This window comes from Lysobacter antibioticus, from assembly GCF_001442535.1.
Classification (GTDB): domain Bacteria; phylum Pseudomonadota; class Gammaproteobacteria; order Xanthomonadales; family Xanthomonadaceae; genus Lysobacter; species Lysobacter antibioticus.
This window is the reverse complement of the sequence record NZ_CP013141.1, coordinates 1116361-1141076: the sequence shown is the minus strand read 5'-3', so window position 1 is coordinate 1141076 and position 24716 is coordinate 1116361. Positions and strand designations below refer to the sequence as shown.

Sequence of the window (24716 nt, the reverse complement as noted above, 5' to 3'; positions counted from 1 at the left end):
GCTCGCTTTTGCCCCCTTAGAAAAAGGGGGCGGCGATCGCGCAGCGGGCGCGGGGGATTTGCTGTTGCTGTTGCTTGCTTGAACGAATGTTGGCTTTCGGGATGACGAAATGAATACGAACGTGGCAACCGGCGGCAACGAAGCCGAACTGAAAATGCAGCTCGATCGCTTGGGCGCGCTGCGCGAAGCGATCGCCCAGGCGATCGTCGGCCAGCACGAAGTGGTCGAACAGTTGCTGATCGGCCTGCTGGCCGGCGGCCACTGCCTGCTCGAAGGCGTGCCCGGCCTCGGCAAGACCCTGCTGGTGCGCTCGCTCGGACAGGCCCTGGAGCTGCAGTTCCGGCGCGTGCAGTTCACCCCCGACCTGATGCCCAGCGACATCCTCGGCACCGAGCTGCTCGAAGAAGACCACGGCACCGGCCATCGCCATTTCCGCTTCCAGCCCGGGCCGATCTTCACGAATCTGTTGCTGGCCGACGAGCTCAACCGCACGCCGCCCAAGACCCAGGCCGCGCTACTCGAAGCGATGCAGGAGCGCACGGTCAGCTATGCCGGCGTGACCCACGCCTTGCCGGCGCCGTTCTTCGTCCTGGCGACCCAGAACCCACTCGAACAGGCCGGCACCTATCCCTTGCCGGAAGCGCAGCTCGACCGCTTCCTGCTGCATATCCGGGTCGGCTATCCGAGCGAGCGCGAAGAGCACGACATCCTGCTGCAGACCACCGGCAGCCACAGCGCCGAGGTGCCGCGGGTGATGGGCGGCGAAGAAATGATCGCCTTGCAGGCGCGGGTGCGCGAAGTGCACCTGGCCGACGATCTGCTGGTCTGGATCACCCGACTGGTGCGCGCCAGCCGCCCCGACGACAGCGCCTTGCCGGAAGTGCGGCAATGGGTGAAGTGGGGCGCCGGCCCGCGGGCCGGGCAGTCGCTGGTGTTGGCGGCGAAGGCGAGGGCGCTGCTGCACGGGCGCTATGCCGCGACCCGCGAGGACATCGTCGCTTTGGCCGCGCCGGTGATGCGTCACCGCCTGCTGCTGTCGTTCGCCGCCGAGGCCGAGCTGAAGAGCGCCGACGACGTCATCGCCGCGCTGCTGCGCGGCGTGCCGTTCCCCGGCGCTTGAGCACGCTCGGCGAGGCCTCGTGAAGGATTTCATTCCACCGCCGGTACGAGCGCGGCTGCGCAGCCTGCGGCTGTTGTCGCGGCGCGCGGTCGGCACCCACGGTATCGGCCTGCACAACAGCCGCAGCCGCGGCGCCGGGCTCGAATTCGCCCAGTACCGTGCTTACGAGCCCGGCGACGAACTGCGCCAGGTCGACTGGAAGTTGTATGCGCGCTCGGACCGCTTCTTCGTGCGCGAAGCCGAGCGCGAAAGCCCGCTCGCGGTCTGGTTGCTGGTCGACGCCACCGCCTCGATGAATCAGTGCGACGCGGCGCGCCCGGATTGGTCGCGGCTCGACGCGGCCAAGGCCCTGGCCGCCTGCGTCGCCGAGCTGGCACTGCGCCAGGGCGACCGTTTCGGTTTGATCGCCTTGCGTGAGGACGGCGTGCGTCTGGTCGCCCCGGCGACCGGTGCGCGCCAACGCGACCGCTTGTGGCTGGAGCTGCATGCCTTGTCGGCGCAGGGCGCCTGGCCGGCCGCGCAACGGCTGCGGCCGCTGTGGGAGCGCATCGCCGCCGGCGACCTGGTGCTGATGCTCGGCGACGGTTTCGACGACGGCAGCGATGAGGGCGCGGTCGCGATCGCCGAGCGGCTCGCCTCGGCGCGACGCGAAGTGCTGAGCATTCGCATCCTGACCGCCGAGGAACGCGACTTCCCGTTCCGCGGCGGTTACCACTTCCGCGACCCGGAAACCGGCGAAGAATTGCTCGGCGACGGCGCGGCCTTGCGCGACGAGTTTCTCGTCCGATTCGCTGCCGCGCGCAAGGCACTCGATGCCCGCCTGGACGCCAGCGGCATCCGCCACACCGAATACGTGCTCGACGAAGCGCTGGATCTGCCGCTGCGGCGGCTGTTCGGCGCGCGCGACATGGCGGAGCCGGCGTGAACCTTAGCCTGCTTCTGCCTGCCGCGCTGGCCGCATTGGCCGCGTTGCTCCTGCCGCTGTTGATCCATCTGGCGCGGCGCAGCGAACAGCGCCCGACCGATTTCGCCGCCCTGCGTTGGCTGCGGCAGCGGCCGAAGCCGCGGCACCGCATCCGCTTCGACGAATGGCCGTTGTTGTTGCTGCGTCTGTTGCTGCTGGCCCTGCTGGCGCTGTGGTTGGCGCGGCCGGTGCTGTTCGGCGCTGAGAGTGCGCGGCCGTGGATCGTGGTCGCACCGGGCGTCGACACCCAGGCCGCACGTGCCCAAGCTGCCGCATCCGATGCGCGCCTGCACTGGCTCGCGCCGGGTTTTCCACGTCTCGATGACGCCGCACCCGATCGGCCCGTGCCGCTGTCGAGTATGTTGCGCGAGCTCGATGCCAGCCTGCCGGCGGCAGCGGCGCTGACCGTGTTCGTGCCCGAGCGCATGGGCGGCGCCGACGGACAACGGCCACGGTTGTCGCGGCCGGTCGAATGGCGGGTCGTGCCCGGCACGATGCCGGTTGCGACCCCGACCAGCGCCATCGCCGCGCCGTCGCCGGTGGTCCGCTATGCCGACGATCGTGCAGCGGCCCTGCCGTATCTGCGCGCGGCGATCGCCGCCTGGCGCGATCCGGCGGCCGGCAGTCGCTCAACCGAATCGGTCGCGCCGAGCACCGAGGCGTGGCCGGCCGACAGCCGCGAGTTGATCTGGCTCGCGCCTGGTGCGGTGCCGAACGAAGTGGGCGAGTTCGCCCGCAACGGCGGGCGCGTGCTGCTCGATGCCGGCAGCGAATGGCCGCGCGACGCCTCATCGCCGCGTGCGCCATTGTGGCGCGACGGGTCCGGTGCGGCCCTGGTCGAGGGCGTCGCGTTCGGCCGTGGCCGGCTCATGCGCTTGACCCGTGCGCTGGTGCCGCAGGTCATGCCCGAGTTGCTCGAACCGGGTTTCCCGCAACGCGTACGCGGCTTGTTCGAGCCAACCGCTCCCGCGCCTTCTCGGGTCTCGGCTAAAGACCATGCGCCGGCGATCGGCGCTGCGGCCTATGCCTTGCCGCCGCGCGATCTGCGCTTGTGGCTGGCGCTGTTGATCGCGTTGGTGTTCGTGCTCGAACGCTGGCTGGCGACGCGCGCCCGACGCGGAGCGACGCCATGACCGCGGCGGCGATCCTCGCAGACAAGCTGCATTCGGCGCGCACCCGGCGCGCCCTCGATCTGGCCCTGTGCCTGCTGCCGTGGGCGCTGGTTGCGGCGGCATGGGCGTGGCGAATGCAGGGTCTCGTCATTGCGTTGGCGGTTGCGGCCGCGGTCGGCATTGCGGTCATCGTCGTCGCCTGGCGTAGCGCCCGGCGCCTCGACCATGCTTGGCTCGCGCGTCGCCTCAACGCCACCCGCAGCGACATGGACGACAGCGCCGATCTGTTGTTCGTATCGGGCGAGAGCTTGAACGGCTTGCAGCGCTTGCAGCAGGCGCGCCTGCGCGAACGTATCGAAACCGCAAACGGTCCCGAGCTGCGCCCGGCGTGGTCGGCACGGCGCCTGCTCCTGTCCGCGCTTGCTGCGGCGCTGGCCTTGATCGCGATCGGTCTGTGGCCACGCGCGCAGAGCGGCGCGCGCGATCTCGAAGCCTTGTCGCCGGCGCCCCAGGTCGCGGCCTTGCCCGGGCAGCCTCGCCTGATCGAACAAGGCCTGCGCATCGATCCACCGGCCTATACCCACTTGCCGTCGCGCAGCGAGCCCACCCTCGAAGGGCGCGTGCCCGAGAACGCGCGCCTGCGCTGGAATCTGCGTTTCGAGCCGCAGCCGAGCGCGGTCGAGCTGGTCTTCCACGACGGCCAGCGCTTAGCGCTGGCGCGCCAGAGCGACGGACGCTGGAGCGCCGAGCGGGTGCTGGCCAAGCCGGCCTTGTATCGCATCGTCGCCAGCGGCGCGCCGGAAGCGCAGACGCGCCGTCTGTACCGCCTCGACGTCACCGCCGACCGTGCACCGCAGTTGCGCATGCTCGAACCCGATCGCGGCCTGAGCCTGATGAGCGCGGGCCAGCGCGGCTGGCCGCTGGAATTCGAGGCCAGCGACGACTACGGCCTGGCCGCGAACGCGCAGCTGCGCATCACCCTGGCCCAGGGCAGCGGCGAGAACATCACCTTCCGCGAGCAGCGCCTCAGTCTGCGCGGCACGGGTACGACGACCCAGAAGCGCTATGCGCAGCGTCTCGACCTGGCCAGCCTCGGCTTCGCCAGCGGCGACGACCTCATCGTCCAGCTCAGCGTCGACGACAACCGCTCGCCTAAGGCGCAGACGGCGCTGAGCCCGAGCCTGATCCTGCGCTGGCCGGCCGACTTGGGCAGCGAGGCGACCGGCCTGGACGGCATGGTCAAGACCACCTTGCCGGCGTATTTCCGCAGCCAGCGCCAGATCATCATCGACGCCGAGGCCTTGATCGCGCAGCGGCGCAAACTCGACGAGGCGCGGTTTATCGAACGTTCCGACGCGATCGGCGTCGACCAGCGCCTGCTGCGCCTGCGCTACGGCCAGTTCCTCGGCGAAGAATCCGAAGGCGCGCCGCAACTGCCGACCAACGATCGCGACGAACCCGAGCCGCACGACGAACCCGGCCAGGCCCATGACCAGCATGCGCCCGCGGAAAAGGGGCAAGCCGCGAGTTCGGCGCCCGAGCAGCACGATGAGCATGCGCACACACCGAAGCCGGCCGCGCCGAGCTTCGGCGAGGAAGGTCCGGTGCTGGAGCAGTTCGGCCATACCCACGATCATGCCGAGGCCGCGACCTTGCTCGATCCGGACACGCGCAAGCTGCTCAAGGCCGCGCTCGACGAGATGTGGCAGTCGGAGCTGCATCTTCGACAGGGCCACCCGCAGCAGGCACTGCCGTATGCATACAAGGCGTTGGGCTTCATCAAGAAAGTGCAGCAGGCCACGCGCATTTATCTGGCCCGGGTCGGCCCCGAGCTGCCGCCGATCGACGAGAGCCGCCGCCTGAGCGGCGAGCGCGCCGGTCTGGCGCGACGCGGCGAGAGGCTAGCCGCAGCGAACGCGACCGACCCCTTGCTCGAATCGCTGTGGCGCGATCTGGAGCAAAGCACGCGCACGACCGAGCCGCCCCCGATCGACTACACCGGCCTGCAGCGTTGGTTGCGCGAGCACGAGTCGCGGGTGCCCGATCCCTTGGCCTTCGCCGCTGCCTTCGATGCCTTGCGCAACGAACCCGAATGCCGACGCTGCCGCGCCGAGTTGCGGCGCCTGCTGTGGCCGCTGCTGACGCGGCCGCCGGCGAGCGTGCCGCGGCGCGGGCAGGGCGATGCGGTCGACCGGCGTTATTTCGAGGCCTTGCAGCAGGAGGCCCGGCGATGATCGGCGCCATCGATCTCGATACCGGTCTGCAAAGCGGCCTTGAAACCGCGGTCGCCGGATTGCTCGGGTTCGCCGCCGTGCTGGCGATGGCGAGCCTGATCCTGCGCCAGTACCGCAGCGGGACCGGGGCGCGTGCGCGCGGCTGGCGGCTGGCGTTGTTGCTGATCGCGCAGCCATTGATGGCGGCCTTGCTGTATCTCGCGCTGTTCCCGCCGCTGGTCTACAGCGAAGCCGGCACCTTGGTGGTGGCGACGGCCGGTGCGAGCGCAAGCGATGCCACGATCGCCGGCGAGACCGGTATCGCTTTGCCCGAGGCCGTGGTCTCGGCCGACAGCGAACGCGTACCCGACCTCGCCACTGCACTGCGTCGACATCCCGGCACGCAACGGCTGCGCCTGCTCGGCGCCGGCTTGGAGCCGCGCGATCGCGATGCGGCACGCGGCTTGACGGTCGAATGGCAGCCGACCTCGTCGCCGCGCGGATTGGGCGGTTTGTGGGCACCACGCGAGGTCGCGGCCGGCGCCGAGTTCAGCGTGAGCGGACGAGTCGAAGCGATGCCTGGTGCGCTGGTCGAATTGCTCGACCCGGGTCTGCAACGGGTCGACCGCAGCATCTTGGCGGCGGACGGCGGTTTCCGCGTCGGCGCCATCGCACGCATTCCGGGCCTGATGAACTTCAGGCTGCGCTTGCGCGACGTGCGTCAGAACGTTGCCGAAGAGATCGAACTGCCCTTGTCGGTAGTCGCCGACACTCCGCCGCGAGTGCTGGTGTTGGCCGGCGCGCCGAGTCCGGAGTTGAAGTACCTGCGACGCTGGGCCTTGGACGCCGGAATCAAGTTGCACACCCAGATCGATGTCGGCGCTGGGCTGCAACTCGGCGATGCACCGCTGAGTTTGAATGCCCCGACCTTGGCGGGTTTCGACCTGGTCGTGCTAGATGAACGCGTCTGGGAGGGCCTGGGCGAATCGCAGCGTGCGGCCTTGCTCGGCGCCATGCGCGACGGCCTCGGCGTACTGCTGCGCATCGGCGGCCCTTTGTCGCCACGCACGCGCACGCAACTGCGGGCGCTGGGCTTCGAGCTCGGCGCCGGTGCGGACTCGGTCGAAGTGCGCTTACCGCCATCGAGCGCGGATGAAGAAGCGACCCGTGCGCGCATCGGCCCGGGCACGATCGACGCGCCGCGCGCCCGCGATGAGGCGATGGCCGAATTGCCGGTATTGAACCGCCGTGCGCTCACACTCGATGGCGCCGGTGCCCACAGCCTGCTGCGCGGCAAGGACGGCAAGGCTTTTGCGAGCTGGCGCAGCACTGGGCGCGGCCGGCTTGGCTTGTGGACCCTGAGCGACAGCTTCCGCCTGACCCTGGTCGGCCGCGACGATCTGCATGGGCAATGGTGGAGTGCCGCTTTTGGCGCACTGGCGCGGGCCCAGCCGAAGCCGGTACTGCGGATCGATGGTGAGGCGCGGCAGGGCCGGCGCGTATCGCTGTGCGGCTTGAGCGATGGGGCGCTGGTGCGTACGCCGCAAGGCCAGAACATTCATCTGTTGATCGATCCGGCCAGCGGCAGCGAACGCTGCGCCGCGTTCTGGCCGACCGAAGCGGGCTGGCATCTGTTGCGCCAGGGCGAGTACTCGCAGCCCTTCGCGGTGCGCGGACGCGACGAGGCGCCGGGCTTGCGGGCGAGCGAAATGCGTGAAGCGACATTGAACTTGATGGCGCAAGCGCGAGCGCCGACCGCTGCGGCCTCGTCGCTGGCGAATTCGGTCGCGTCTGCGCAGGTTCAGCGCGGCGCGTCGTGGCCGTGGTTCCTGGGCTGGTTGTTGGTCAGCGCGGGCGTGTGGTGGCTGGAGCGTTCGCGGCGCGGGCGTGTCGCGCAGGGTGAATAGCGGTAGCGACGAATCAGAGGGTAGGAGCGGCGTCCCACAGGGATTTCCTTCGGTCACAAGCCGCGACCGCGTTGTTGCGGTCTCGCAACGCCGCCTCCCGAAGCCGTTAGGGTAGGAGCGGCGCGAGCCGCGACCGCGCAACTGGTGGTTGCGGCGTTTCTTGCCGCAGAGCCGTAAGCAACATCTAAAGCTTCCGTCCGCTAAAGCGGCCGGGTTACTTTCTTTTGCTGGCCCAAAAGTCCGTCTGGATTCCCTTCGGTCAAAGATAACCAAAGAAAAGGCCTTCCTTGCAAGGGCACAGGCCACGAGTGCGATGCTGTCGCCGGGATTTTCCGATAAGACGTCCCTGTCTTATCGGAAAACGCCGCACGTCCTGTGCGGCGCCCTCCGGGTCTCCAGTTGACCGGAAAAGCGGCAAAGCAGATCAAAATCTCGGCAACGGCAACGGCAACGGCAACGGCAACGGCAACGGCAACGGCAACGGCAACGGTTGAACGTCGCTGTGCTGTTGCTGTGCGCCATCGCGCACTAGCGAAGGCAATCGAAGACCCGGAGGGCGGCGCGCAGGGATGCGCGTCGTTTTTCATCGGGACAGGGATGTCCCGTATGAAAAATCCCTGCGTCGGCATCGAACGTGCGGGCCTGCGATTCAAAGAAAAGCATTTTTCTTTGGTTACCTTTCTTTTGTTGCTTATGACAAAAGAAAGTAACCCGCCGCTTTAGTGGCGGAAGCTTTTGGCGTTTGATCTGGATCTGGATCTGGATCTTGATCTTGATGTTGATGTTGATCTTGATCTTGATCTTGATGTTGATGTTGATGTTGCTTGAGCGTCTCGCCGCGAGACCGATGCGGCGCGGTCGCGGCTCGCGCCGCTCCTACCCTTGCGACAGGACGCCGCTTCGATGCAAGGCATCGGCGTTGTTGCTACTACGCGTCCCGCGGTCGCGGCTCACGCCGCTCCTACAGTGGGACAACGCCGGATTCGGCGCGAGATCGTTTCCCCTCGCGACAGGACGCCCCTTCGATGAATGACATCGGCGTTGTTGCCACTACGCGTCCCGCGATCGCGGCTCACGCCGCTTCTACAGTGAGACAACGCCAGACTCGGCGCGAGATCGTTCCCTTAGGGCGAAGGCACACGCCCAAGCATCAAATCGACTGCATGCGCCCGCCATCGACGGCGAGACTCACGCCGTTGACGTAAGCCGCGGCCGGCGAACACAGGAAGGCGATGCAGGCGGCGATCTCGCCCGGTTCGGCGAAGCGGTTCGCCGGCACGGTCTTGCGCATGGCCTCGATCACCGCTTCCTGCGACTGGCCGCTGTTGCGGGCGCGGTCGCCGATGATCTGTTCGATGCGCGCGGTCTGGGTGTAGCCGGGCAGGACGTTGTTGACGGTGATGCCGTCGGCGCCGAGTTCGCGCGAGAGGGTCTTGGCCCAGCTCGCAACGGCGCCGCGGATGGTGTTGGACACGCCGAGGCCGACGATCGGTTCCTTGACCGAGGTCGAGATCACGTTGACCACGCGGCCCCATTGCGCCGAACGCATGCCGGGCAGCACCGCGCGCACCAGGGTCTGGTTGGCGAGCAGGTGACGCTGGAAGGCGTCCAGATAGGCGTCGTCGAGCGCGGTATGCGCCGGGCCGCCAGGCGGGCCGCCGGTGTTGTTGACCAGGATCTGCACCGGCTTGCCGGCCGCGAGCGCTTCGACCTGGGCGGCGAGGGCGGCCGTGTCGGCGACGTCGGCGGCGATCCAGCCGTGCGCCTGCGCGCCGCTGCGCGGCAAGGCCTGCGCGACCGCGGCCAGGGCGTCGGCGCGGCGCGCCAGTACGGTCACGTCGCAGCCCAGCAGGGCCAGCTCGTGCGCGGCGGCGCGGCCGATGCCTTCGGAGGCGCCGCAGACCAGGGCGTGCTTGCCGCTCAAGTTCAGATCCATATCAGTCTCCGCTACTCGGTAAGGCCATGCGCTCGCGCATCAGGGCGGCGACCGCGCGGCTGTCGTCGCGGTCCTGCGCCTGCAACTGGGTCGCGACGTTCTCGCGATTGGCCAGGGGATGGTTCTGGCTGAGCTTGAACTTCAGGGCGATGCGCTCGACCTTGAAGCGAAAACCGACGATGCCGCGCAATTGCCGGCGCAGTTCTTCGCGTTCGACTTCGAAGCGCCAGTCGCTGCCGATGCGGCCTTCGTGACGGGCGCTGAGGTCGTCGACGAGCTGGGCGAGGCCGTCCTCGTCTTCGAAAGTGTGCAGCTCGCCGTGCAGATGGGCGATGGCGTAGTTCCAGGTCGGCACTCGCGCCGCGCTTTCCTTGTCGGTGTACCAACCTGGGGACACGTAGGCGTGCGGGCCTTGCAGGATCGCCAGGGCCGGGCCGGCATGACGCGCTTGCGGGTTGGGGCGCGCCCAATGGCCGCGCAGTTCGACCTGCTCGCCGTCGCGTCGGTACAACAGCGGCAGGTGGCTGACCGTCGGCGCGTCGTCGCGCACGGTGATCAGGGTGGCGAAGTCGTAGGCGTCGGCCAGGCGATCGAGCGCGCCCAGGTCGGTTTCGGCGAAGGCGCGCGGCAGGTACATGGCGTCGGGCTCAGTGGCGCTGCGGCAGTTTCTGGATCATCAGCGTGCCCAGCGTCTGGTCGTCCTGGGCCTGCGGCGGTACCAGTTCGTCGAGAGCGAAGCCGCGCGCTTGCGCGTCCTCTTCGTCCAGGCCTTCGAGCTCGACGAACTCGGCGTCCATCAGCGCCGCACGGGCGGTGTCTTCGCTGTCGTAGGACAAAGTGTTGGCGTCGCTGTCGAAGACTTCGGCGGTGCCGGCCTCGCGCACGCGCAAACGCGCCCAGACCACGGTGCGGCCGAGCGTGGCCAGCCACCATTGGCCTTCGCCGGGAGCCGGCGCGGAGTGGGTGTCGTATTCGTTTTCGGTCATCAGGGCACCATCATGGAAAGCAGCCAGAGCAGGCCCGCGCAGGCCAGCGAGGCGAACACGATCAGTAACGAAACCCGCGCCGGCGTGGCCAGGCCGTCGAGGTTGCGGTCGCTCGCGGCGCGATAACGCTGGCGCAGCAGCCAGCCCCATGCGGACGGATTGGCGAAGGCGGCCTCGCCGAGTTCGCCGCGCAAGACCGGATGGCGGTCGCGCAGGTGGACCAGGGCCAGCGGCCAGAAGATCGCGAACGCGCAGAACGCGGAGATCGCGATGCCGACGAAGGTCAGGGCCAGGAACAGGATCACGTACTCTTACCTCTGTGGCCCAGGGGCCGGAATTAACGCCGACATCAATCATGTGCCGCGTGCGCGGCGGGGTAAAGCGGCCCGAGGTCGCGAGCGCTGCGCCTGTCCATGCGCTTTCACACCGTCATCCCCGCCTGCGCGGGGATAACGAACACGGAGCGAACCGAGCGACGGGATGGCGCACACGGCCGCGCCGCGCGAGGCGGGTGCGGATCAGAACTCGGCGCTGCCCGGTGCGCGCGGGTAGGCGATCGCGTCGCGGATGTTGCTCAGGCCGCAGACGTAGACCACCAGGCGCTCGAAGCCGAGGCCGAAACCGGCGTGCGGCACGGTGCCGTAGCGGCGGAAATCGCGGTACCAGTCGTAATGCGCCGGGTCCAGGCCGAACTGCGCCATGCGCGTGTCGAGCACGTCGAGGCGTTCTTCGCGCTGGCTGCCGCCGATGATCTCGCCGATGCCGGGCGCCAGCACGTCCATCGCCGCGACGGTCTTGCCGTCGTCGTTGAGGCGCATGTAGAAGGCCTTGAAGTGCTCGGGGTAGTTCAGCACCACCACCGGGCGGCCGACGTGCTGCTCGGTCAGCCAGCGCTCGTGCTCGGTCTGCAGGTCCAGGCCCCATTCGACCGGGAACTCGAACTTCTGCCCCGACTTCTGCAGCAGCGAGATCGCATCGGTGTAGTCGATGCGCTCGAACGGCGAGTTGACGAAGGTCTCCAGGCGGGTGATCGCATCGGGCTGGACGCGCTCGGCGATGAAGGCCATGTCGTCGCCGCGCTCGTCGAGCACTGCGCGGAACAGGTACTTGAGGAAATCCTCGGCGACCCGCGCGTTCTCCATCAGGTCGGCGAAGGCGATCTCCGGCTCGATCATCCAGAACTCGGCCAGATGGCGGGTGGTGTTGCTGTTCTCGGCGCGGAAGGTCGGGCCGAAGGTGTAGACCTTGCTCAGCGCCAGGCAGTAGGCCTCGACGTTGAGCTGGCCGGACACGGTCAGGAAGGTTTCCTTGCCGAAGAAGTCGCGCGAGAAATCGATCGCACCGTCCTTCTCGCGCGGCAGGTTGGCCAGGTCCAGGGTGGAGACCCGGAACATCTGGCCGGCGCCCTCGGCGTCGGAGGTGGTGATGATCGGCGTGCTGATCCAGTAATAGCCGTTCTCGTGGAAGTAACGGTGCACGGCCTGCGACAGGCAATGACGGATGCGCGTCACCGCGCCGAACAGGTTGGTGCGCGGGCGCAGGTGGGCGAACTCGCGCAGGTACTCCAACGTGTGCGCCTTGGGCTGCATGGGGTAGGTGAGCGGGTTTTCGACCCAGCCGACCACTTCCAGCTTCGAGGCCTGGATCTCGAAGTTCTGGCCCTGGCCCTGCGAGGCGACCAGGATGCCGGTGGCGATCACCGAGCAACCGGCGGTGAGGTGTTTGACCTCCTCGTCGTAGTTGGACAGCGTATTCGGCGCCACGACCTGGATCGGTGCGAAGCAGGAGCCGTCGCTGACGTTGACGAAGCTCAGTCCGGCCTTGGAATCGCGACGGGTACGCACCCAGCCGCGTACCGTGACTTCGCCGCCCGCCGGAATCTTGCCCGCGAGTGCCTGTTCGACGCTAACCACCGTCATGTGATGCCGCCCCAGCGCGTTGAAAAGTAAAGGACGGCGATGATAACGGATGCCGCCGGCACAGGGCGTGCCGGTCGCCGCGGCCTTAGACTGCGCTTTGGATCACGGGGGGGCGAGGCGCGGCATGAATCGGGTTTGGCGATGGCTCGGACGATGGGGACGCGGGTGGGCCGGCTGGATGCTCGCCATGGCGGCGGCAGCGACATGCGCGCAGGCGGCCGCAGCGGCGCCGGTGCCGGAGCCCTTGCCGGTGGTCGTGCTCGACGAGGCGCGCGCCGGCCATTTCGCCGGCCTCGCACTCAGCTGCGTCGGCCGCGAATACCCGAACAAGATCAGCCATCGCCTCGAAGGCGCCAAGGACGTGGCCGCGCCGAGCAAGCTGTATCCGGCCTTCTACGGCTGCTACGACTGGCATTCGTCGGTGCACGGGCACTGGCTGCTGGCGCGGCTGGTCGAGCGTTTCCCGCAGGCGCCGTTCGCCGCGCCGGCGCGGGCCGCGCTGGCGCGCAACCTGACCAGCGAGAACATCGCCGGCGAACTGGCGTATCTGCGCCGCAGCAGCGACGAGACCTTCGAACGCCCCTACGGCCTGGCCTGGTTGTTGCAACTGGGCTCGCAGTTGCGCGGCTGGGACGACCCGCAGGCGCGGCAATGGGCGGCGGCGCTGGAGCCCCTGGAACGCGAAGCCGCGGCGCGGCTGCTGCGCTGGCTGCCGAAACTGACCCGGCCGATCCGCGTCGGCGAACACAGCCAGACCGCATTCGCCTTCGGTCTGGCCCTGGACTGGACCCGCCGCAGCGGCGACCAGGCGCTGCGCGACGCCCTGGTCGCACGTTCGCGCTTTTTCTATCAGGGCGACCGCGACTGCCCCTTGGCCTACGAGCCCTCCGGGCAAGATTTCCTCTCGCCGTGTCTGGCCGAAGCCGACCTGATGCGGCGGGTGCTGGCGCCGGACGAATACGCCCGCTGGCTGCGCGAGTTCCTGCCGCAGGTGCCGCGCCGCGCGCGCGCCGACTGGCTGGTGCCGGCGCTGGTGCTCGACCCCGAGGACGGCAAGCTGGCCCATCTCGACGGCCTCAACCTGAGCCGGGCCTGGATGCTGGAAGGCATCGCCGCCGGATTGCCGCCGCGCGACCGCCGCATCCGCGCCCTGCGCGCCGCCGCCGCCGTGCATCGCGAACTCGGCCTGATCGCGGTCGGCGACAGCCATTACGCCGGCGCCCATTGGCTGGGCAGTTTCGCCACCTATCTGATGGCGCCGCCGGATGCGGCGCCGGCACCGGCACCGTCCGCGGCGACCGGGGCTGGGCGCAGCGACTGAGGCGTTCAGGCCCGAAGCAGCGTCTTTGCCGGCGCTGCGACAGGCTGCCCCGGCGGGTAGCGACCAGCCGCCTGCTTGAACGCCATCGCAATGCCGCCATATCGGGTACAGCCCGCCGATTCCAGGCTGCTACCATTCCGGTAGCGCCGATCCGGCCGCCGCCTTCCCGGTCGCAGCCGGCATCGAGTCAACATTCTTACGAGTACCGCCATGTCCGTGACCCTCGCCCCCGCCGCGCTCGCCCGTGTCCAGCATTTCCTGACCGAGACGCCGACCGCGCTGGGCCTGCGTTTCGGCGTGACCCGCACCGGTTGCTCGGGCTGGCAGCACATCGCCGACCTGGCCCGCGACGAACGCGAAGGCGACACCGTGTTCGAGCAGGACGGCGTGCGCATCTACGTCGATCCGATCAGCCTGCCGCTGGTCGACGGCACCCGCATCGATTTCCTCAAGCAGGGCCTGGGCGAGATGTTCGTGTTCCAGAACCCGAACGCGGCCGCCGAATGCGGTTGCGGCGAAAGCTTCACCACCCAGGCCGACGCGGCCTGAGGTCGACCGGGGCAGGGCGGCGCAAGCCGGGTACGGCTCCCGTCCGTATCGAGATTGCGCCTCGCAGCGGTCTGCCGCGTCGCGTTCTATCCAGCTCGCTCTAAGGGCTATGCCGGTTGAGGCCGGCGCGGCGTTGCCGCCAACTTTCGACATGCGGCAGCGGCGTTGGGCCGGGCTAGACTCGGCCGCTGGTCTCCTGGGGAAACGCACCATGCTCCGTCCCGTTCTGCTCGCCGCGGCCATCGCCGTGGGCCTGGCCGCGCCGCTGGCCTCGATGGCCGCTGCCGCGCCCGGCACTGCCGCATCCGCCACGCGCAACGCCAACGCCGCCACCGAGGCGCTGCACCGTTTGTTCGACGATGAGTGGGAACGCGGCCTGCGCGAGAACCCCGAAGGCGCCAGCTTCAACGGCGACAAGCGCTATAACGACCGCTGGACCGACGCCAGCCTCAGCGCGATCCAGGCGCGCCAGGAAAGCGACCGCCAGGCGCTGGCCAAGCTCAAGAGCATCGACCGCAGCCAGCTGTCGGAAGCCGATCAGCTCAACTACGACGTGTTCGGCTGGAACCTCGGCAAGAGCATCGAGCGGCAGAAGTACCGCGAATACCTGGCGCCGGTCGGGCAGAGCGGCGGCGTGCAGACCGCCGATGGCCTGGTCGAAGGCCTCTCGTTCGAGCAGGTCAAGGACTATCGCGACTGGCTCGCGCGCATGCGCGCCTTGCCGGTGCTGATCGAGCAGAACCAGGCCCTGCTGCGCGAGGGCGCCAAGGCCGGCATCACCCCGCCGCGCGTGCTGATGCAGCGCGTGCCCGGCCAGATCGCCAAGCAGATCGTCGAGGACCCCAGTAAGAGCCCGTTCTACAAGCCGTTCAACCGCTTCCCCGACAGCGTGCCGGCGGCCGAGCGCAAGGCGCTGCAGGCCGAAGCGAAGAAGGTCATCGCCGAGACCATCGTGCCGGCCTACCGCGAGTTCGGCAGCTTCTTCGAGAAGGAATACCTGGCCGCGGCGCGCACCAGCATCGCCGCCAGCGACCTGCCCGACGGCAAGGCTTATTACGATTTCCTCGCCGCCGATTTCACCACCACCAATCTGAGCGCCGATGCGATCCACAAGATCGGCCTCAAGGAAGTCGCGCGCATCCGCGCCGACATGGAGAAGGTCAAGGCCGAGGTCGGCTTCAAGGGCACCCTGGCGGAGTTCTTCACCTATCTGCGCAGCGACCCGAAGTTCTTCCACAAGACCCCGGCGGCGTTGCTCGAGGCCTACCAGGCGATCTCCAAGCGGATCGACCCGGAACTGGTCAAGATTTCCAAGCTGATCCCGCGCCAGCCCTACGGCGTGCGCCCGATCCCGGACAACGTCGCCCCGGACACGACCACCGCCTACTACTTGCCGGGCGCGGTCGACGGCACCCGCGCCGGTTATTACTACGTCAACCTGTACAAGCCCGAGGTCCGCCCGACCTGGGAAATGATGCCGCTGTCGCTGCACGAGGCGGTGCCGGGCCATCATTTCCAGTTCGCCCGCGGCCTGGAGCTGCCGGACGCGCCGATGTTCCGCCGCACCGGTTATTTCGTCGCCTACGGCGAGGGCTGGGGCCTGTACGCCGAGCGCCTGGGCTACGACATGGGCCTGTACGACGACCCCTACGACCGCATGGGCCAGCTGTCCTACGACATGTGGCGCGCGGTCCGGCTGGTGGTCGACACCGGCATGCACAGCAAGGGCTGGAGCCGCGACAAGGCGATCAAGTTCTTCATGGACAACGCCCCCAAGACCGAGCAGGACGTGGTCAACGAGATCGACCGCTACATCGGTTGGCCGGGCCAGGCGCTGGCCTACAAGATCGGCCAGCTGAAGATCTCCGAGCTGCGCGAGCGCTCGCGCAAGGCGCTCGGCCCGGCCTTCGACCTGCGCGACTTCAACGACGAAGTGCTGTCGACCGGCTCGGTGCCGCTGCAGGTGCTGGAGAAGCACATCGATACTTGGATCGCGGCGAAGAAGCCGGCGCCGGCGCCGAAATCGGCCGGCAAGCCGAAGAAGCGCTGATCTCCGAAAGCGGTGAGATGTACCGGGGTAGGAGCGGCGCAAGCCGCGACCGCGCCACCTCGGCCACCGTGGCATTCGCCGCCGCCCGCGTTCTCGCGGTCGCGGCTTGCGCCGCTCCTACCCAAGCCGGGGCGGGCGCCCTTGGCCGACCCATCCGCATCGATTTGCACCTAAGCCCTTGCCCTGCCATACTTTCCGGCTCTCGAACGGCCCAAGGCCGGTCGGGACCTTGCTCCACCGCGTCCGCATCCGGACCCCGGGGGGCTGAACCGGGTCGCCGTCGGCGATCCATCATCCACAAGGAAACACACCCATGCGTCATTACGAAGTCGTGTTCCTGGTCCATCCGGACCAGAGCGAGCAGGTGCCGGCCATGATCGAGCGCTACAAGTCGCTGATCGAAGGCGGCGAAGGCAAGATCCACCGTCTCGAAGACTGGGGCCGCCGTCAGCTGGCCTACCCGATCGAGAACCTGGTCAAGGCCCACTACGTCCTGCTGAACATCGAAGTCACCCAGACGGTGCTCAACGAGCTCGTCGACGGTTTCCGTTTCAACGACGCCGTGCTGCGTCACCTGGTCATGAAGCGCGACGATGCCGACACCGAGCAGTCGCTGATCATGAAGTTCAAGGACGAGAAGGGCGACAAGCCCGAGCGCGGTGAGCGCGGTGAGCGTCGTCGTCGTGACGACGATAGCGAAACCGCCGTCGGCACCGCCGACAACGCCGACGACAACGCCGAAGCCGCCTGAGGATTGCCCCCATGTCCAAGTTTTTCCGCCGCCGCAAGTTCTGCAAATTCACCGCCGAAGGCGTCAAAGAGATCGACTACAAGGATCTCAACACCCTGCGCCAGTACCTGACCGAGACCGGCAAGATCGTGCCGAGCCGCGTCACCGGCACCAAGTCGAAGTACCAGCGCCAGCTGGCCACGGCGGTCAAGCGCGCTCGTTTCCTCGCGCTGATCCCGTACACCGACAATCACAACGCCTGACGGCGTTAGGAACGAGTGGCGGCTGTGCCGCCTTGGAAGAGTGAGAAACGAGAGAGAGCTTTTCGCTTTCACTCATTCTCACTCCTCCGAACTCGTTCCTCGCTTCATCGGACAGCGAATCCCGCTGCGGACCTATAGGCCCGCTAACGAACACGGAGCAAGACCATGCAACTGATTCTCCTGCAGAAAGTCACCAACCTCGGCAACCTCGGCGACAAGGTCAACGTCAAGCCGGGCTACGGCCGCAACTACCTCGTGCCGCAGGGCAAGGCCGTTCCGGCCACCGCCAGCAACCTGGCCGACTTCGAAACCCGCCGTGCGGAGTACGAAGCCAAGGCCAAGTCGCTGCTGGAAGGCGCCGAAGGCCGCAAGGCCCGTCTGGAAGGCGCTTCGGTGACCGTCCACGCCAACGCCGCGACCGAAGGCAAGCTGTACGGCTCGGTGACCCCGCGCGACATCGCCGAGGCGCTGACCAAGGCCGGCTTCGAAGTCGGCAAGTCGGAAGTGATCATGGGCGAAGGCCCGATCCGCCGCACCGGCGAATACGACGTGCTGATCCACCTGCACGCCGACGTCGAAATCACGGTCAAGGTCATCGTCGCTGGCGAAGCCGCTTAATCGCGACCGCCCGATCGTAAGACTGCGAAGGGCGCCGAAAGGCGCCCTTCGTTTTTTCTGAAGGTGTCGGAGTTCCGGGCAGGACCCTGCCGTCGCAGTCTGTGCGACGCGCTCGTGACATAGAAAGGGCGAGTTGTCCCCTTCTTATCCACAGGGTTATCTGCAACGGGCATGGCCCGATCGAGACTACGATGCGTGTCCGGCCTCCTTCCTGCGACGTCGACCGACACCCATCGACGCCGATCCCCGGATCGCCGGCGCCCTCACCAGCCCCTGAGCCTTGATCGGCTCGATTGGCCGCACACGCGGCCGAACGACGAGGATCGTCTTTCCCGATGAGCGCACGTGGCGGATTCCGTAGCGAAAAACGTTTCGAGACCCGCGCCGAACAGCGCGTGGACCAGCTTCGGGTGCCGCCGCAATCGATCGAGGCCGAACAGGCCGTGCTCGGCGGCCTCATGCTCGCGCCCGACGCCTACGACCGCGTCGCCGACCAGATCGTCGAGGAAGATTTCTATCGTCGCGATCACCAGCTGATCTACCGCGCCATCCGCGAACTGGCCGAGAAGAGCCGGCCGTTCGACGCGGTGACCCTGGGCGAATGGTTCGACTCGCAAGGCCTGTCCGAACAAGTCGCCGGCGGCGCCTATCTGATCGAACTGGCCAGCACCACGCCCTCGGCGGCCAACATCACCGCCTACGCCGAAATCGTTCGCGACAAGGCGGTGATGCGCAAACTGATCGAGGTCGGCACCGAGATCGTCAACGACGGCTTCCAGCCCGACGGCCGCGACAGCGGCGAGATCCTGGCCAAGGCCGAGCAGCAGGTGTTCGCGATCGCCGAAGCCGGCGCCCGCGGCCGCACCGACTTCACCCCGGTCACCAAGGCGCTGTCGGAAGCCTTCGACGTGCTGCAGACGCGCTACGCCAGCGGCGGCGCGGTCACCGGCCTGGCCACCGGCTACACCGAATTCGACGAGATGACCGCCGGTCTGCAACCGACCGACCTGTTGATCCTGGCCGCGCGTCCGGCGATGGGCAAGACCACGCTCGCGCTGAACATGGCCGAGTACGCCGCGTTCCGCAGCAAGAAGGCGGTGGCGATCTTCTCGATGGAAATGTCGGCAAGCCAGCTCGCCCTGCGCTTGATCTCCTCGGTCGGCCGCGTCAACGCTCAGCGCCTGCGTTCGGGCCAGCTCGAGGACGAAGACTGGAGCCGCGTGACCAGCGCGATCCGCCAACTGCGCGAAGCCAAGATCTTCATCGACGACACCCCGGGCCTGTCGCCGGAGGTGCTGCGCGCCAAGTCGCGCCGCCTCAAGCGCGAGCACGACCTCGGCCTGATCGTGATCGACTACCTGCAGCTGATGTCGGTGCCGGGCAACAGCGAGAACCGAGCGACCGAAATCTCCGAGATCTCGCGTTCGCTCAAGCACCTGGCCAAGGAACTCAACCTGCCGGTGATCGCGCTGTCGCAGCTCAACCGCTCGTTGGAGCAGCGCGCCGACAAGCGCCCGGTGATGGCCGACTTGCGCGAATCCGGCGCTATCGAGCAGGACGCCGACGTGATCATCTTCATTTACCGCGACGACTACTACAACAAAGAGACCTCGCCGGACAAAGGCCTGGCCGAGGTCATCATCGGCAAGCAGCGTAGCGGCCCGACCGGCTCGCTCAAGCTGAAGTTCTTCGGCGAATACACCCGCTTCGACAACCTCGCCCACGACAGCATCGGCTCGTTCGAGTAATCCTCGGGCGTCGGGCCAGGGCTTAAAGCAAGACACGACGACGGCGCCTCGAGGGCGCCGTCGTCGTTTACGGCCGTCGCTGCTTGCGGCCAGCGCGGTTTACAACGCAATCTCGATCTGCGCCCGCAGTAACAACGAGGTCGGGCGCCGGCGCTGGGTGCCTTGCCAGCCTTCCTCATCGAAGTATTCCGCGCCGCTGACGAGATCCTGTTCGAGCAGGTTGCTCAGGCTCAGGCGCAACTTGCTGCGCTTGGCCAACTTCATCGAGGCATAGGCGTCGAGCTCGCGTCGCGGCGATTCGCTTTCGATCTCGTGCACGCCGGTTCGCACCGGGCCGCCGCTGCGATGGCTGTAGCTCGCGCCGACCGTCCAGACCGGGTTGACGACATAGTCGGCGGCCAGGGCCGCGGTCAGGCGCGGTTGGCTGTCGATGCGGTTGTGCGGGCCGGGCACGTCGTCGACTTGCGACCAGTTGCGGGTGAGGTTGAAGCGCAGGTCGACCGGCAGCGCGGCGAACCAGCGCGCCAGCGAGAGCTTGCTTTCCAGCTCGACGCCCCAGGTTCTGGCGCGTCCGCCGTTGGCCGGCAAGGCCACCCAGCGATCATCGATCAGCCGGGTCTCGGTGCGGATCAGTCCGTCGATCTCGCGCAGGTAGACGCCGAGACTGAGCATGGCGCCCTGGTCCCAGTACTTCTCGTAGGCCAGGTCGAGGCCGGTCGCGAGTTCCGGGCGCAGGTCGGGATTGCCTTGTTGATCGGGGTTGAGCGCGCGGTTGTTGGTCGAGGTGTAAGGGCGCGGGATCAGCGAACGCAATTCCGGCGCGCGGTAGCTGCGGCTCAGGCCCAGGCGGACCTGGTCGTTGCGGGTCTTGGAGAGTTTCCACAAGGACTGCAGCACCGGCGAGAGCACGCTCGCATCGTTGCGCACCGTCGCAATGCGGTTGCCTTCGCTGCGGGTGTCGATGCGCTCCCAGCGTGCGCCGAGATACAGCGACCAGCCCGGGCTCAGCGTCCATTCGTCTTGCGCGTACAGCGCCAGCCGCCGGAGGGTGGCGTCGAAGGAAAGGTCGCTGATCGTTTCCGGCTGGCCGGCGATGGCGCGCAGATGCTGCAGGCGCGATTCGCGGCGGCGTTCCAGGCCGGTCTCCCAGCCGAGTTCGAGCGCGTGCCGGCCACTGTCGCTCGCATCGGGCCCCGACAGCGGCAAGGCGTACTTGCCGCTGGAGCTCAAGCCATGCACGCGCAGTCGGCCGTCGGTGACGTCGTCGAGGTTCTGGTTGGCGTCGATCGCATAGCCCTGCTCGCGGAAACGCGAACGCTCGCGATTGCCGCTGAGGCCGAGTTTGCTGCTGAGCTTGCCGGCCTGGGCGAACTCATGGCTCCAATGCAGGTCGGTGCGCAATTGCACGACATCGGTGCCGGTGAACTGGCGGTAGCGGACATGATCGAGCTGCGGGCCCAGCGAGGTGGTCCAGCCGATGTCGGCGTATTTGCGCGCATGCCCGGCGTCGAGCCAGGACTGCAGGGCCAGGGTGTCGCCGTTGCGCAGGGTCAGGTCGAAACGCGGCGCGATCGCCAACGCGTCGCGATAGCCGTCGACGCGCAGGCGGGTGTCGCGTTGTGAAGCCAGCACGCCATCGCGGTCGCGTGCGATTTCGCTGCCGGTTTCCTCGACCAGGTATTCGCGCCGTGTCAATGAGGTTTCAAGCGAATGGCTGCGGTATTCGTCGCGGCGCGAATGGCTCCAATGCAGGCTCGGCAGGTGTCGGCCGTTCGACACGCCCAAGGCCAGCTTGAGTTCGTCGCTGTCGCGGCGTGCCTGCCGGGCGAGCACGATGTTGATGGTTCCGGCGATGGCGGCGCTGCGCAGGTCGGCGGTCGTGGTGCGCAGGATTTCGATCCGTTCGATCATCTCCGGCGACAGCGCGCCGAGGTCGAAACCGGGCGCGACCGCTTGTCCGTCGACCAGCAACTGGGTGTAGCCGCTGCCCATGCCGCGCAGCGAAATCGCGCCCGAGCTGCCGGGCGCACCGGTGCCGATGCTGACGCCCGGCAAGCGCTTCATCGCTTCGGCGAGACTGCCGTCGCCGAATGCGAGCAATTCGGCGCGCGTGACCACGGTGCGCGAGGCGGTGTCGTCGCGGCGCGCGTCGTGGCGGACCACGACGCTGTCGAGTTCGGCGACGGCGGCCGCAGCAGCAGGGGGCGAGGGCGCGGCCTGGGGCGGCTTGGCGCCGGCTGGGATCCAGGCCAGCACCGCGTGGGCGAGCAAGGCCAGGCGGCATGCCTTATGCAGCGGGGTCGGGGTGGGCGACGGCGTTGATTTCATAGGGACCGGGATAGAGGGCGCACTCGCGCGGCCGTCGCGCCTGGCGGCGCCGGAGCGGGCGAAGATCGCGGGCAAAGGCCGGCCCTCCCCGTGAGCGGGGCGTTCGAATCAGGCAGGCCGGGTAGGGCGGCGGCGCGGCTGGCGCGTCGCCGGGGGATGGCTCAGTGGCTCATCGCATCGGACTCACCGCAGCAGCGGTTCCGGGTCGACGCGTTGGCCGTTGTGCAGCATCTCGACGTGGACGTGCGGACCGGTGACTTTGCCGGTGGTGCCGACGCGGCCGATGCGCTCGCCGCTCGCGACCTGTTGGCCGACCTGCACCTCGTAAGCGTCGAGATGGGCGTACAGCGACTGCCAGCCGCCGCCGTGATCGAGCACGACCACGGTGCCGTAATTCGGCGCGTTGTCGTAGCGTTCGGTGGCCGCGACCACGACGCCGGCGGCCGGCGCATGCACGGGCGTGCCGCGTGCCGCGGTGAAATCGAGGCCGCGATGCGGGTTGCTGCGCGGCGGCCCGATCTCGCCGAAGTGGCCGCTGATCTTCGGCTTGCGCATCGGCGAGGAGAAGTCGATCTCCACGCTGGCCGTGGCAACGGCGGCGGCCGGGCCGGGTGCCGGCTTGGGCGCTGCGCTCGTCGGAGCGATCGTGGCGGCCTGCGTGGTCGTCGCCGGCGTCGCGGCGATCTGCACCGAGGCGATCGCCGCGCCGGCGACCAGCGCCGTCGCCGCCAGCAGCCAACGCAAGGCCGGAGGCACGCGGCGACGCCGGTCGCCTTCGATCATGTGGGCGATGCGCAGCCGGTGATGGCCGGGGTCCTTGCGCGAGAACGCCGCGGCCGAGGCCGGCAGAGACAGGCCGGCGGACAGGCGCAAGGTCTGCAGATAGGCCTGGGCATAGCTGCGGCGGCGGTCGGCGCGGTCGGCGATGGCCGCGGCGTCGCAGCGCAGCTCGGCGGCGATCTGCACGCGTTGGGCGATCAGGCGCAGGAAGGGATCGAACCACAGCAGGACCTGGACCAGCCGCATCCCGGCGGCGCGCTGCGGGTCGCGCCGGGCGAGGTGGGCCGCCTCGTGGCCCAGCACCATGCGCAGCTGTTCATCGCTCATCTGCGCGCTCAACGCGGCCGGGACCAGGATGGTCGGCCGCGGCAGGCAGACCGCGAACGGGCTGGTCGCATCGTCGATACTGCGCACCTCGATGCCGGCCTCGCCCAGGCGCCGGCATTCGGCGGCGACCGAACTGTCGTCGAGCGCGCCGCCGAGCGTGCCGTAGAAGGGGCGCGAAGCCGCGACGATGCGGCGCACCGCACGCAGCCCCGCCCACCAGCGCAGCGCGGCGACGATCGCGCCGCTGAGATACAAGGCGGCCAGCAGCGGTTCGAGCCAATCGCGCAGCGCGGCTGCTGCGGTCGGCGTCGCCGGCGACTCGGCGGCCACGCCCGACCAGGCGCCTGCATCGCTCAACATCGGCAGCGGCAGGGCGGGCGTGATCGGCCAGGACGAGGTCTCCGGCCCGAGCCAACGCAATGCGAGGGCGGCGGCGGTCGGCAAGGCCGCCAGCGTCCACACCCCGAGCCAGTAAGCGCGTGAGGCATGCGACAGGCGCAGGGTGCGATGCAGGCCGAGCCCTACGCCCCAGGCCAGCGCGCCGGTCGCCAGGCAGGCGCCCAGGTGCAGCGACCAGAATTCGAGGCTGGGCAATGTCATGCCTGCGACTCCGGTTCGCCATCGCGCAGCATCGCTTCGAGCTGGTCGATCTCGGCTTCGTTGAGCAGCCGGCTGTCGGCGAAGGCCTGGGTCGGCAGCGGCCCGTCGATTTCGAGCACGCGCTTGGCGAAGTCGCTGCTCAGCGCGGCCAGCACCGCGACCTTGCCGACCGCGGCACGGTAGACGTTGAGCCCGTGCTCGCCGATTTCCTCGACCAGGCCCTTGTCGACCATGCGTTCGAGGGTCTTGCGCGTCGACGAATACGACCAGTCCAGCAGCGGCGCGACGCGCTCGTGCAACTCGCGTGCGCTGCAAGCGTTCTCGCGCCACAGGCATTTCAGCAATTCCAGTTCGGCATTCGACGGGCGGATCATCGCAGGGCTCCAAGCGTCAGATGTCGTAAACATGCGACAAGTGTCGCAAGGTGTCAAGCCGAGTGGATCACATCGTCGGTCGAAGGGACTCGGTAGTCAGGTTGCGCTGCCGACGCAGCGACGTGGCGACGCAGCGTTCGCGCGCCGCGAAGCGCAGTTTCCGTCGATGGCCGATCGCGACCGTGCCGGGATCGAATCGGCGACCGCATCTCTCATCGCGCATCTCGATTCGAAGCCGCCATTGCATCGCGAATCGACGCGGCACTATCGCTGCGCGTCATACGCGCAGCGCGTCGCAGATTCGTCGAGCGACCGTGTCGAGACGCATACATGCTTGCGCGCGTTCAGCATCGCGACGTTAGCCTTGCGAACATGCGCGGCAGCGGCGTTGCGACTGGGTTGACGCAGTCGTGACGGATGCTGGCGCATCGTGCATCCCGTCCATATTCCTATCGGTGAGTCCATGAACCGCAAGCTCAAATCCACGATCGCCGTCGCCCTGATGTCCTGCGTCATGGCGACCGGCGCGGCTACCGCGCAGACCAAGTCCAAGTCCAAGGCGCACCAGCCGCGTTGCTACGACGTCGAAGTGCAGCGTCCGAAGCAGATCAAGGATCAACACAAGATCGCCGGCACCGCCATCGGTGCGGTCGCGGGCGGTCTGTTGGGCAACCAGGTCGGCGGCGGCAGCGGCAAGAAGCTGGCGACCGCGGCCGGTGCGGTCGGCGGCGCCTTCGCCGGTCGCAAGATCCAGGAAAACCAGCAGAACAAGACCGAGACCGTGATCGAGCGCCGCTGCGACTGAGCCGCGCCGGCCCCGATCCGACGGGGCCCGGCCGGTCCGATCCGATCGGTCTCGACCCAAAGCCGC

Annotated in this window: 22 protein-coding genes; 14 read left to right on the top strand and 8 right to left on the bottom strand. The window is 68.2% G+C overall.

Features of this window, described 5'->3' with window-relative positions:
* Positions 1-109: 109 nt before the first annotated feature.
* The 6 genes from GLA29479_RS04795 (at position 110) to GLA29479_RS24335 (ending at position 8039) form a co-directional block, all read left to right on the top strand.
* Complete coding sequence (locus GLA29479_RS04795; RefSeq protein ID WP_057970943.1) at positions 110-1120, top strand: AAA family ATPase; 1011 nt, start codon at positions 110-112, stop codon at positions 1118-1120.
* Positions 1121-1139: 19 nt separating this feature from the next.
* Positions 1140-2045: a DUF58 domain-containing protein gene (locus tag GLA29479_RS04790; RefSeq protein WP_057970942.1), complete on the top strand. Its 906-nt coding sequence runs from the start codon at positions 1140-1142 to the stop codon at positions 2043-2045.
* Positions 2042-3217, top strand: coding sequence for a BatA domain-containing protein (locus GLA29479_RS04785; protein WP_057970941.1), 1176 nt, complete (start codon positions 2042-2044; stop codon positions 3215-3217). Before GLA29479_RS04790 ends, GLA29479_RS04785 begins: the two co-directional genes overlap by 4 nt.
* Positions 3214-5430 carry a hypothetical protein gene (locus tag GLA29479_RS04780; RefSeq protein WP_057970940.1) on the top strand — a complete coding sequence of 739 codons (2217 nt, stop codon included), beginning with the start codon at positions 3214-3216 and terminating at the stop codon, positions 5428-5430. The genes GLA29479_RS04785 and GLA29479_RS04780 overlap by 4 nt, the downstream gene beginning before the upstream one ends.
* Entirely contained in the window at positions 5427-7316 is a 1890-nt protein-coding gene (locus tag GLA29479_RS04775) for a hypothetical protein (RefSeq protein WP_057970939.1), read from the top strand. Before GLA29479_RS04780 ends, GLA29479_RS04775 begins: the two co-directional genes overlap by 4 nt.
* 399 nt (positions 7317-7715) lie before the next feature.
* Positions 7716-8039 (top strand): hypothetical protein, encoded by a 324-nt coding sequence (locus tag GLA29479_RS24335; RefSeq protein ID WP_144436356.1) that lies wholly within the window; start codon positions 7716-7718, stop codon positions 8037-8039.
* Between the two features lie 427 nt (positions 8040-8466).
* Here GLA29479_RS24335 and GLA29479_RS04765 read toward each other — a convergent pair whose 3' ends face one another.
* The 5 genes from GLA29479_RS04765 to asnS form a co-directional block, all read right to left on the bottom strand.
* Positions 8467-9252: an SDR family oxidoreductase gene (locus GLA29479_RS04765; RefSeq protein ID WP_057970937.1), complete on the bottom strand. Its 786-nt coding sequence runs from the start codon at positions 9250-9252 to the stop codon at positions 8467-8469.
* A 1-nt stretch (position 9253) separates the two neighbouring features.
* Complete coding sequence (locus GLA29479_RS04760; RefSeq protein WP_057970936.1) at positions 9254-9889, bottom strand: FMN-binding negative transcriptional regulator; 636 nt, start codon at positions 9887-9889, stop codon at positions 9254-9256.
* A 10-nt stretch (positions 9890-9899) separates the two neighbouring features.
* On the bottom strand, positions 9900-10238 hold the full coding sequence (locus GLA29479_RS04755; protein ID WP_057970935.1) for a hypothetical protein: 339 nt from the start codon (positions 10236-10238) through the stop codon (positions 9900-9902).
* Positions 10238-10543: a hypothetical protein gene (locus tag GLA29479_RS04750; RefSeq protein ID WP_057917928.1), complete on the bottom strand. Its 306-nt coding sequence runs from the start codon at positions 10541-10543 to the stop codon at positions 10238-10240. The genes GLA29479_RS04755 and GLA29479_RS04750 overlap by 1 nt, the downstream gene beginning before the upstream one ends.
* 213 nt (positions 10544-10756) lie before the next feature.
* Entirely contained in the window at positions 10757-12157 is a 1401-nt protein-coding gene (asnS, locus tag GLA29479_RS04745; RefSeq protein WP_057970934.1) for an asparagine--tRNA ligase, read from the bottom strand.
* Between the two features lie 187 nt (positions 12158-12344).
* Here asnS and GLA29479_RS04740 point away from each other — a divergent pair, with 187 nt between their 5' ends.
* From GLA29479_RS04740 to GLA29479_RS04710, 7 genes are all read left to right on the top strand, one after another.
* On the top strand, positions 12345-13478 hold the full coding sequence (locus tag GLA29479_RS04740; RefSeq protein WP_211265033.1) for a DUF2891 domain-containing protein: 1134 nt from the start codon (positions 12345-12347) through the stop codon (positions 13476-13478).
* 210 nt (positions 13479-13688) lie between these two features.
* Positions 13689-14027: a HesB/IscA family protein gene (locus GLA29479_RS04735; protein WP_031372473.1), complete on the top strand. Its 339-nt coding sequence runs from the start codon at positions 13689-13691 to the stop codon at positions 14025-14027.
* Positions 14028-14238: 211 nt separating this feature from the next.
* On the top strand, positions 14239-16077 hold the full coding sequence (locus tag GLA29479_RS04730; protein ID WP_082638285.1) for a DUF885 domain-containing protein: 1839 nt from the start codon (positions 14239-14241) through the stop codon (positions 16075-16077).
* 313 nt (positions 16078-16390) lie between these two features.
* Positions 16391-16828, top strand: a complete 438-nt coding sequence (gene rpsF, locus GLA29479_RS04725; protein ID WP_031372471.1) for a 30S ribosomal protein S6 — start codon at positions 16391-16393, stop codon at positions 16826-16828.
* 11 nt (positions 16829-16839) lie between these two features.
* The gene (gene rpsR / locus GLA29479_RS04720; protein WP_031372470.1) at positions 16840-17070 is read left to right on the top strand and encodes a 30S ribosomal protein S18; all 231 of its coding nucleotides are present in this window, start codon (positions 16840-16842) and stop codon (positions 17068-17070) included.
* A gap of 165 nt (positions 17071-17235) precedes the next feature.
* Positions 17236-17688 carry a 50S ribosomal protein L9 gene (rplI, locus tag GLA29479_RS04715; protein ID WP_057917930.1) on the top strand — a complete coding sequence of 151 codons (453 nt, stop codon included), beginning with the start codon at positions 17236-17238 and terminating at the stop codon, positions 17686-17688.
* A gap of 335 nt (positions 17689-18023) precedes the next feature.
* Positions 18024-19436: a replicative DNA helicase gene (locus GLA29479_RS04710; RefSeq protein WP_057970933.1), complete on the top strand. Its 1413-nt coding sequence runs from the start codon at positions 18024-18026 to the stop codon at positions 19434-19436.
* A 99-nt stretch (positions 19437-19535) separates the two neighbouring features.
* Here GLA29479_RS04710 and GLA29479_RS04705 read toward each other — a convergent pair whose 3' ends face one another.
* From GLA29479_RS04705 to GLA29479_RS04695, 3 genes are all read right to left on the bottom strand, one after another.
* Complete coding sequence (locus GLA29479_RS04705) at positions 19536-21764, bottom strand: TonB-dependent receptor plug domain-containing protein (RefSeq protein WP_057970932.1); 2229 nt, start codon at positions 21762-21764, stop codon at positions 19536-19538.
* A gap of 183 nt (positions 21765-21947) precedes the next feature.
* Complete coding sequence (locus GLA29479_RS04700; protein ID WP_057970931.1) at positions 21948-23471, bottom strand: M23/M56 family metallopeptidase; 1524 nt, start codon at positions 23469-23471, stop codon at positions 21948-21950.
* Entirely contained in the window at positions 23468-23845 is a 378-nt protein-coding gene (locus GLA29479_RS04695) for a BlaI/MecI/CopY family transcriptional regulator (protein ID WP_057917936.1), read from the bottom strand. The genes GLA29479_RS04700 and GLA29479_RS04695 overlap by 4 nt, the downstream gene beginning before the upstream one ends.
* Before the next feature lie 463 nt (positions 23846-24308).
* On the opposite strand from GLA29479_RS04695, the gene GLA29479_RS04690 reads away from it, so the two are divergent.
* Complete coding sequence (locus GLA29479_RS04690) at positions 24309-24650, top strand: glycine zipper 2TM domain-containing protein (RefSeq protein WP_057917937.1); 342 nt, start codon at positions 24309-24311, stop codon at positions 24648-24650.
* The last annotated feature ends 66 nt before the right edge of the window (positions 24651-24716 follow it).

Coding starts and splice junctions, on each gene's coding strand:
- GLA29479_RS04795 (WP_057970943.1), top strand. CDS start 110: ATGAATACGAACGTGGCAACCGGCGGCAACGAAGCCGAACTGAAAATG.
- GLA29479_RS04780 (WP_057970940.1), top strand. CDS start 3,214: ATGACCGCGGCGGCGATCCTCGCAGACAAGCTGCATTCGGCGCGCACC.
- GLA29479_RS04775 (WP_057970939.1), top strand. CDS start 5,427: ATGATCGGCGCCATCGATCTCGATACCGGTCTGCAAAGCGGCCTTGAA.
- GLA29479_RS04765 (WP_057970937.1), bottom strand. CDS start 9,252: ATGGATCTGAACTTGAGCGGCAAGCACGCCCTGGTCTGCGGCGCCTCC.
- GLA29479_RS04760 (WP_057970936.1), bottom strand. CDS start 9,889: ATGTACCTGCCGCGCGCCTTCGCCGAAACCGACCTGGGCGCGCTCGAT.
- GLA29479_RS04755 (WP_057970935.1), bottom strand. CDS start 10,238: ATGACCGAAAACGAATACGACACCCACTCCGCGCCGGCTCCCGGCGAA.
- asnS (WP_057970934.1), bottom strand. CDS start 12,157: ATGACGGTGGTTAGCGTCGAACAGGCACTCGCGGGCAAGATTCCGGCG.
- GLA29479_RS04740 (WP_211265033.1), top strand. CDS start 12,345: ATGGCGGCGGCAGCGACATGCGCGCAGGCGGCCGCAGCGGCGCCGGTG.
- GLA29479_RS04735 (WP_031372473.1), top strand. CDS start 13,689: ATGTCCGTGACCCTCGCCCCCGCCGCGCTCGCCCGTGTCCAGCATTTC.
- GLA29479_RS04730 (WP_082638285.1), top strand. CDS start 14,239: ATGCTCCGTCCCGTTCTGCTCGCCGCGGCCATCGCCGTGGGCCTGGCC.
- rpsF (WP_031372471.1), top strand. CDS start 16,391: ATGCGTCATTACGAAGTCGTGTTCCTGGTCCATCCGGACCAGAGCGAG.
- rpsR (WP_031372470.1), top strand. CDS start 16,840: ATGTCCAAGTTTTTCCGCCGCCGCAAGTTCTGCAAATTCACCGCCGAA.
- rplI (WP_057917930.1), top strand. CDS start 17,236: ATGCAACTGATTCTCCTGCAGAAAGTCACCAACCTCGGCAACCTCGGC.
- GLA29479_RS04710 (WP_057970933.1), top strand. CDS start 18,024: ATGAGCGCACGTGGCGGATTCCGTAGCGAAAAACGTTTCGAGACCCGC.
- GLA29479_RS04705 (WP_057970932.1), bottom strand. CDS start 21,764: ATGAAATCAACGCCGTCGCCCACCCCGACCCCGCTGCATAAGGCATGC.
- GLA29479_RS04700 (WP_057970931.1), bottom strand. CDS start 23,471: ATGACATTGCCCAGCCTCGAATTCTGGTCGCTGCACCTGGGCGCCTGC.
- GLA29479_RS04695 (WP_057917936.1), bottom strand. CDS start 23,845: ATGATCCGCCCGTCGAATGCCGAACTGGAATTGCTGAAATGCCTGTGG.
- GLA29479_RS04690 (WP_057917937.1), top strand. CDS start 24,309: ATGAACCGCAAGCTCAAATCCACGATCGCCGTCGCCCTGATGTCCTGC.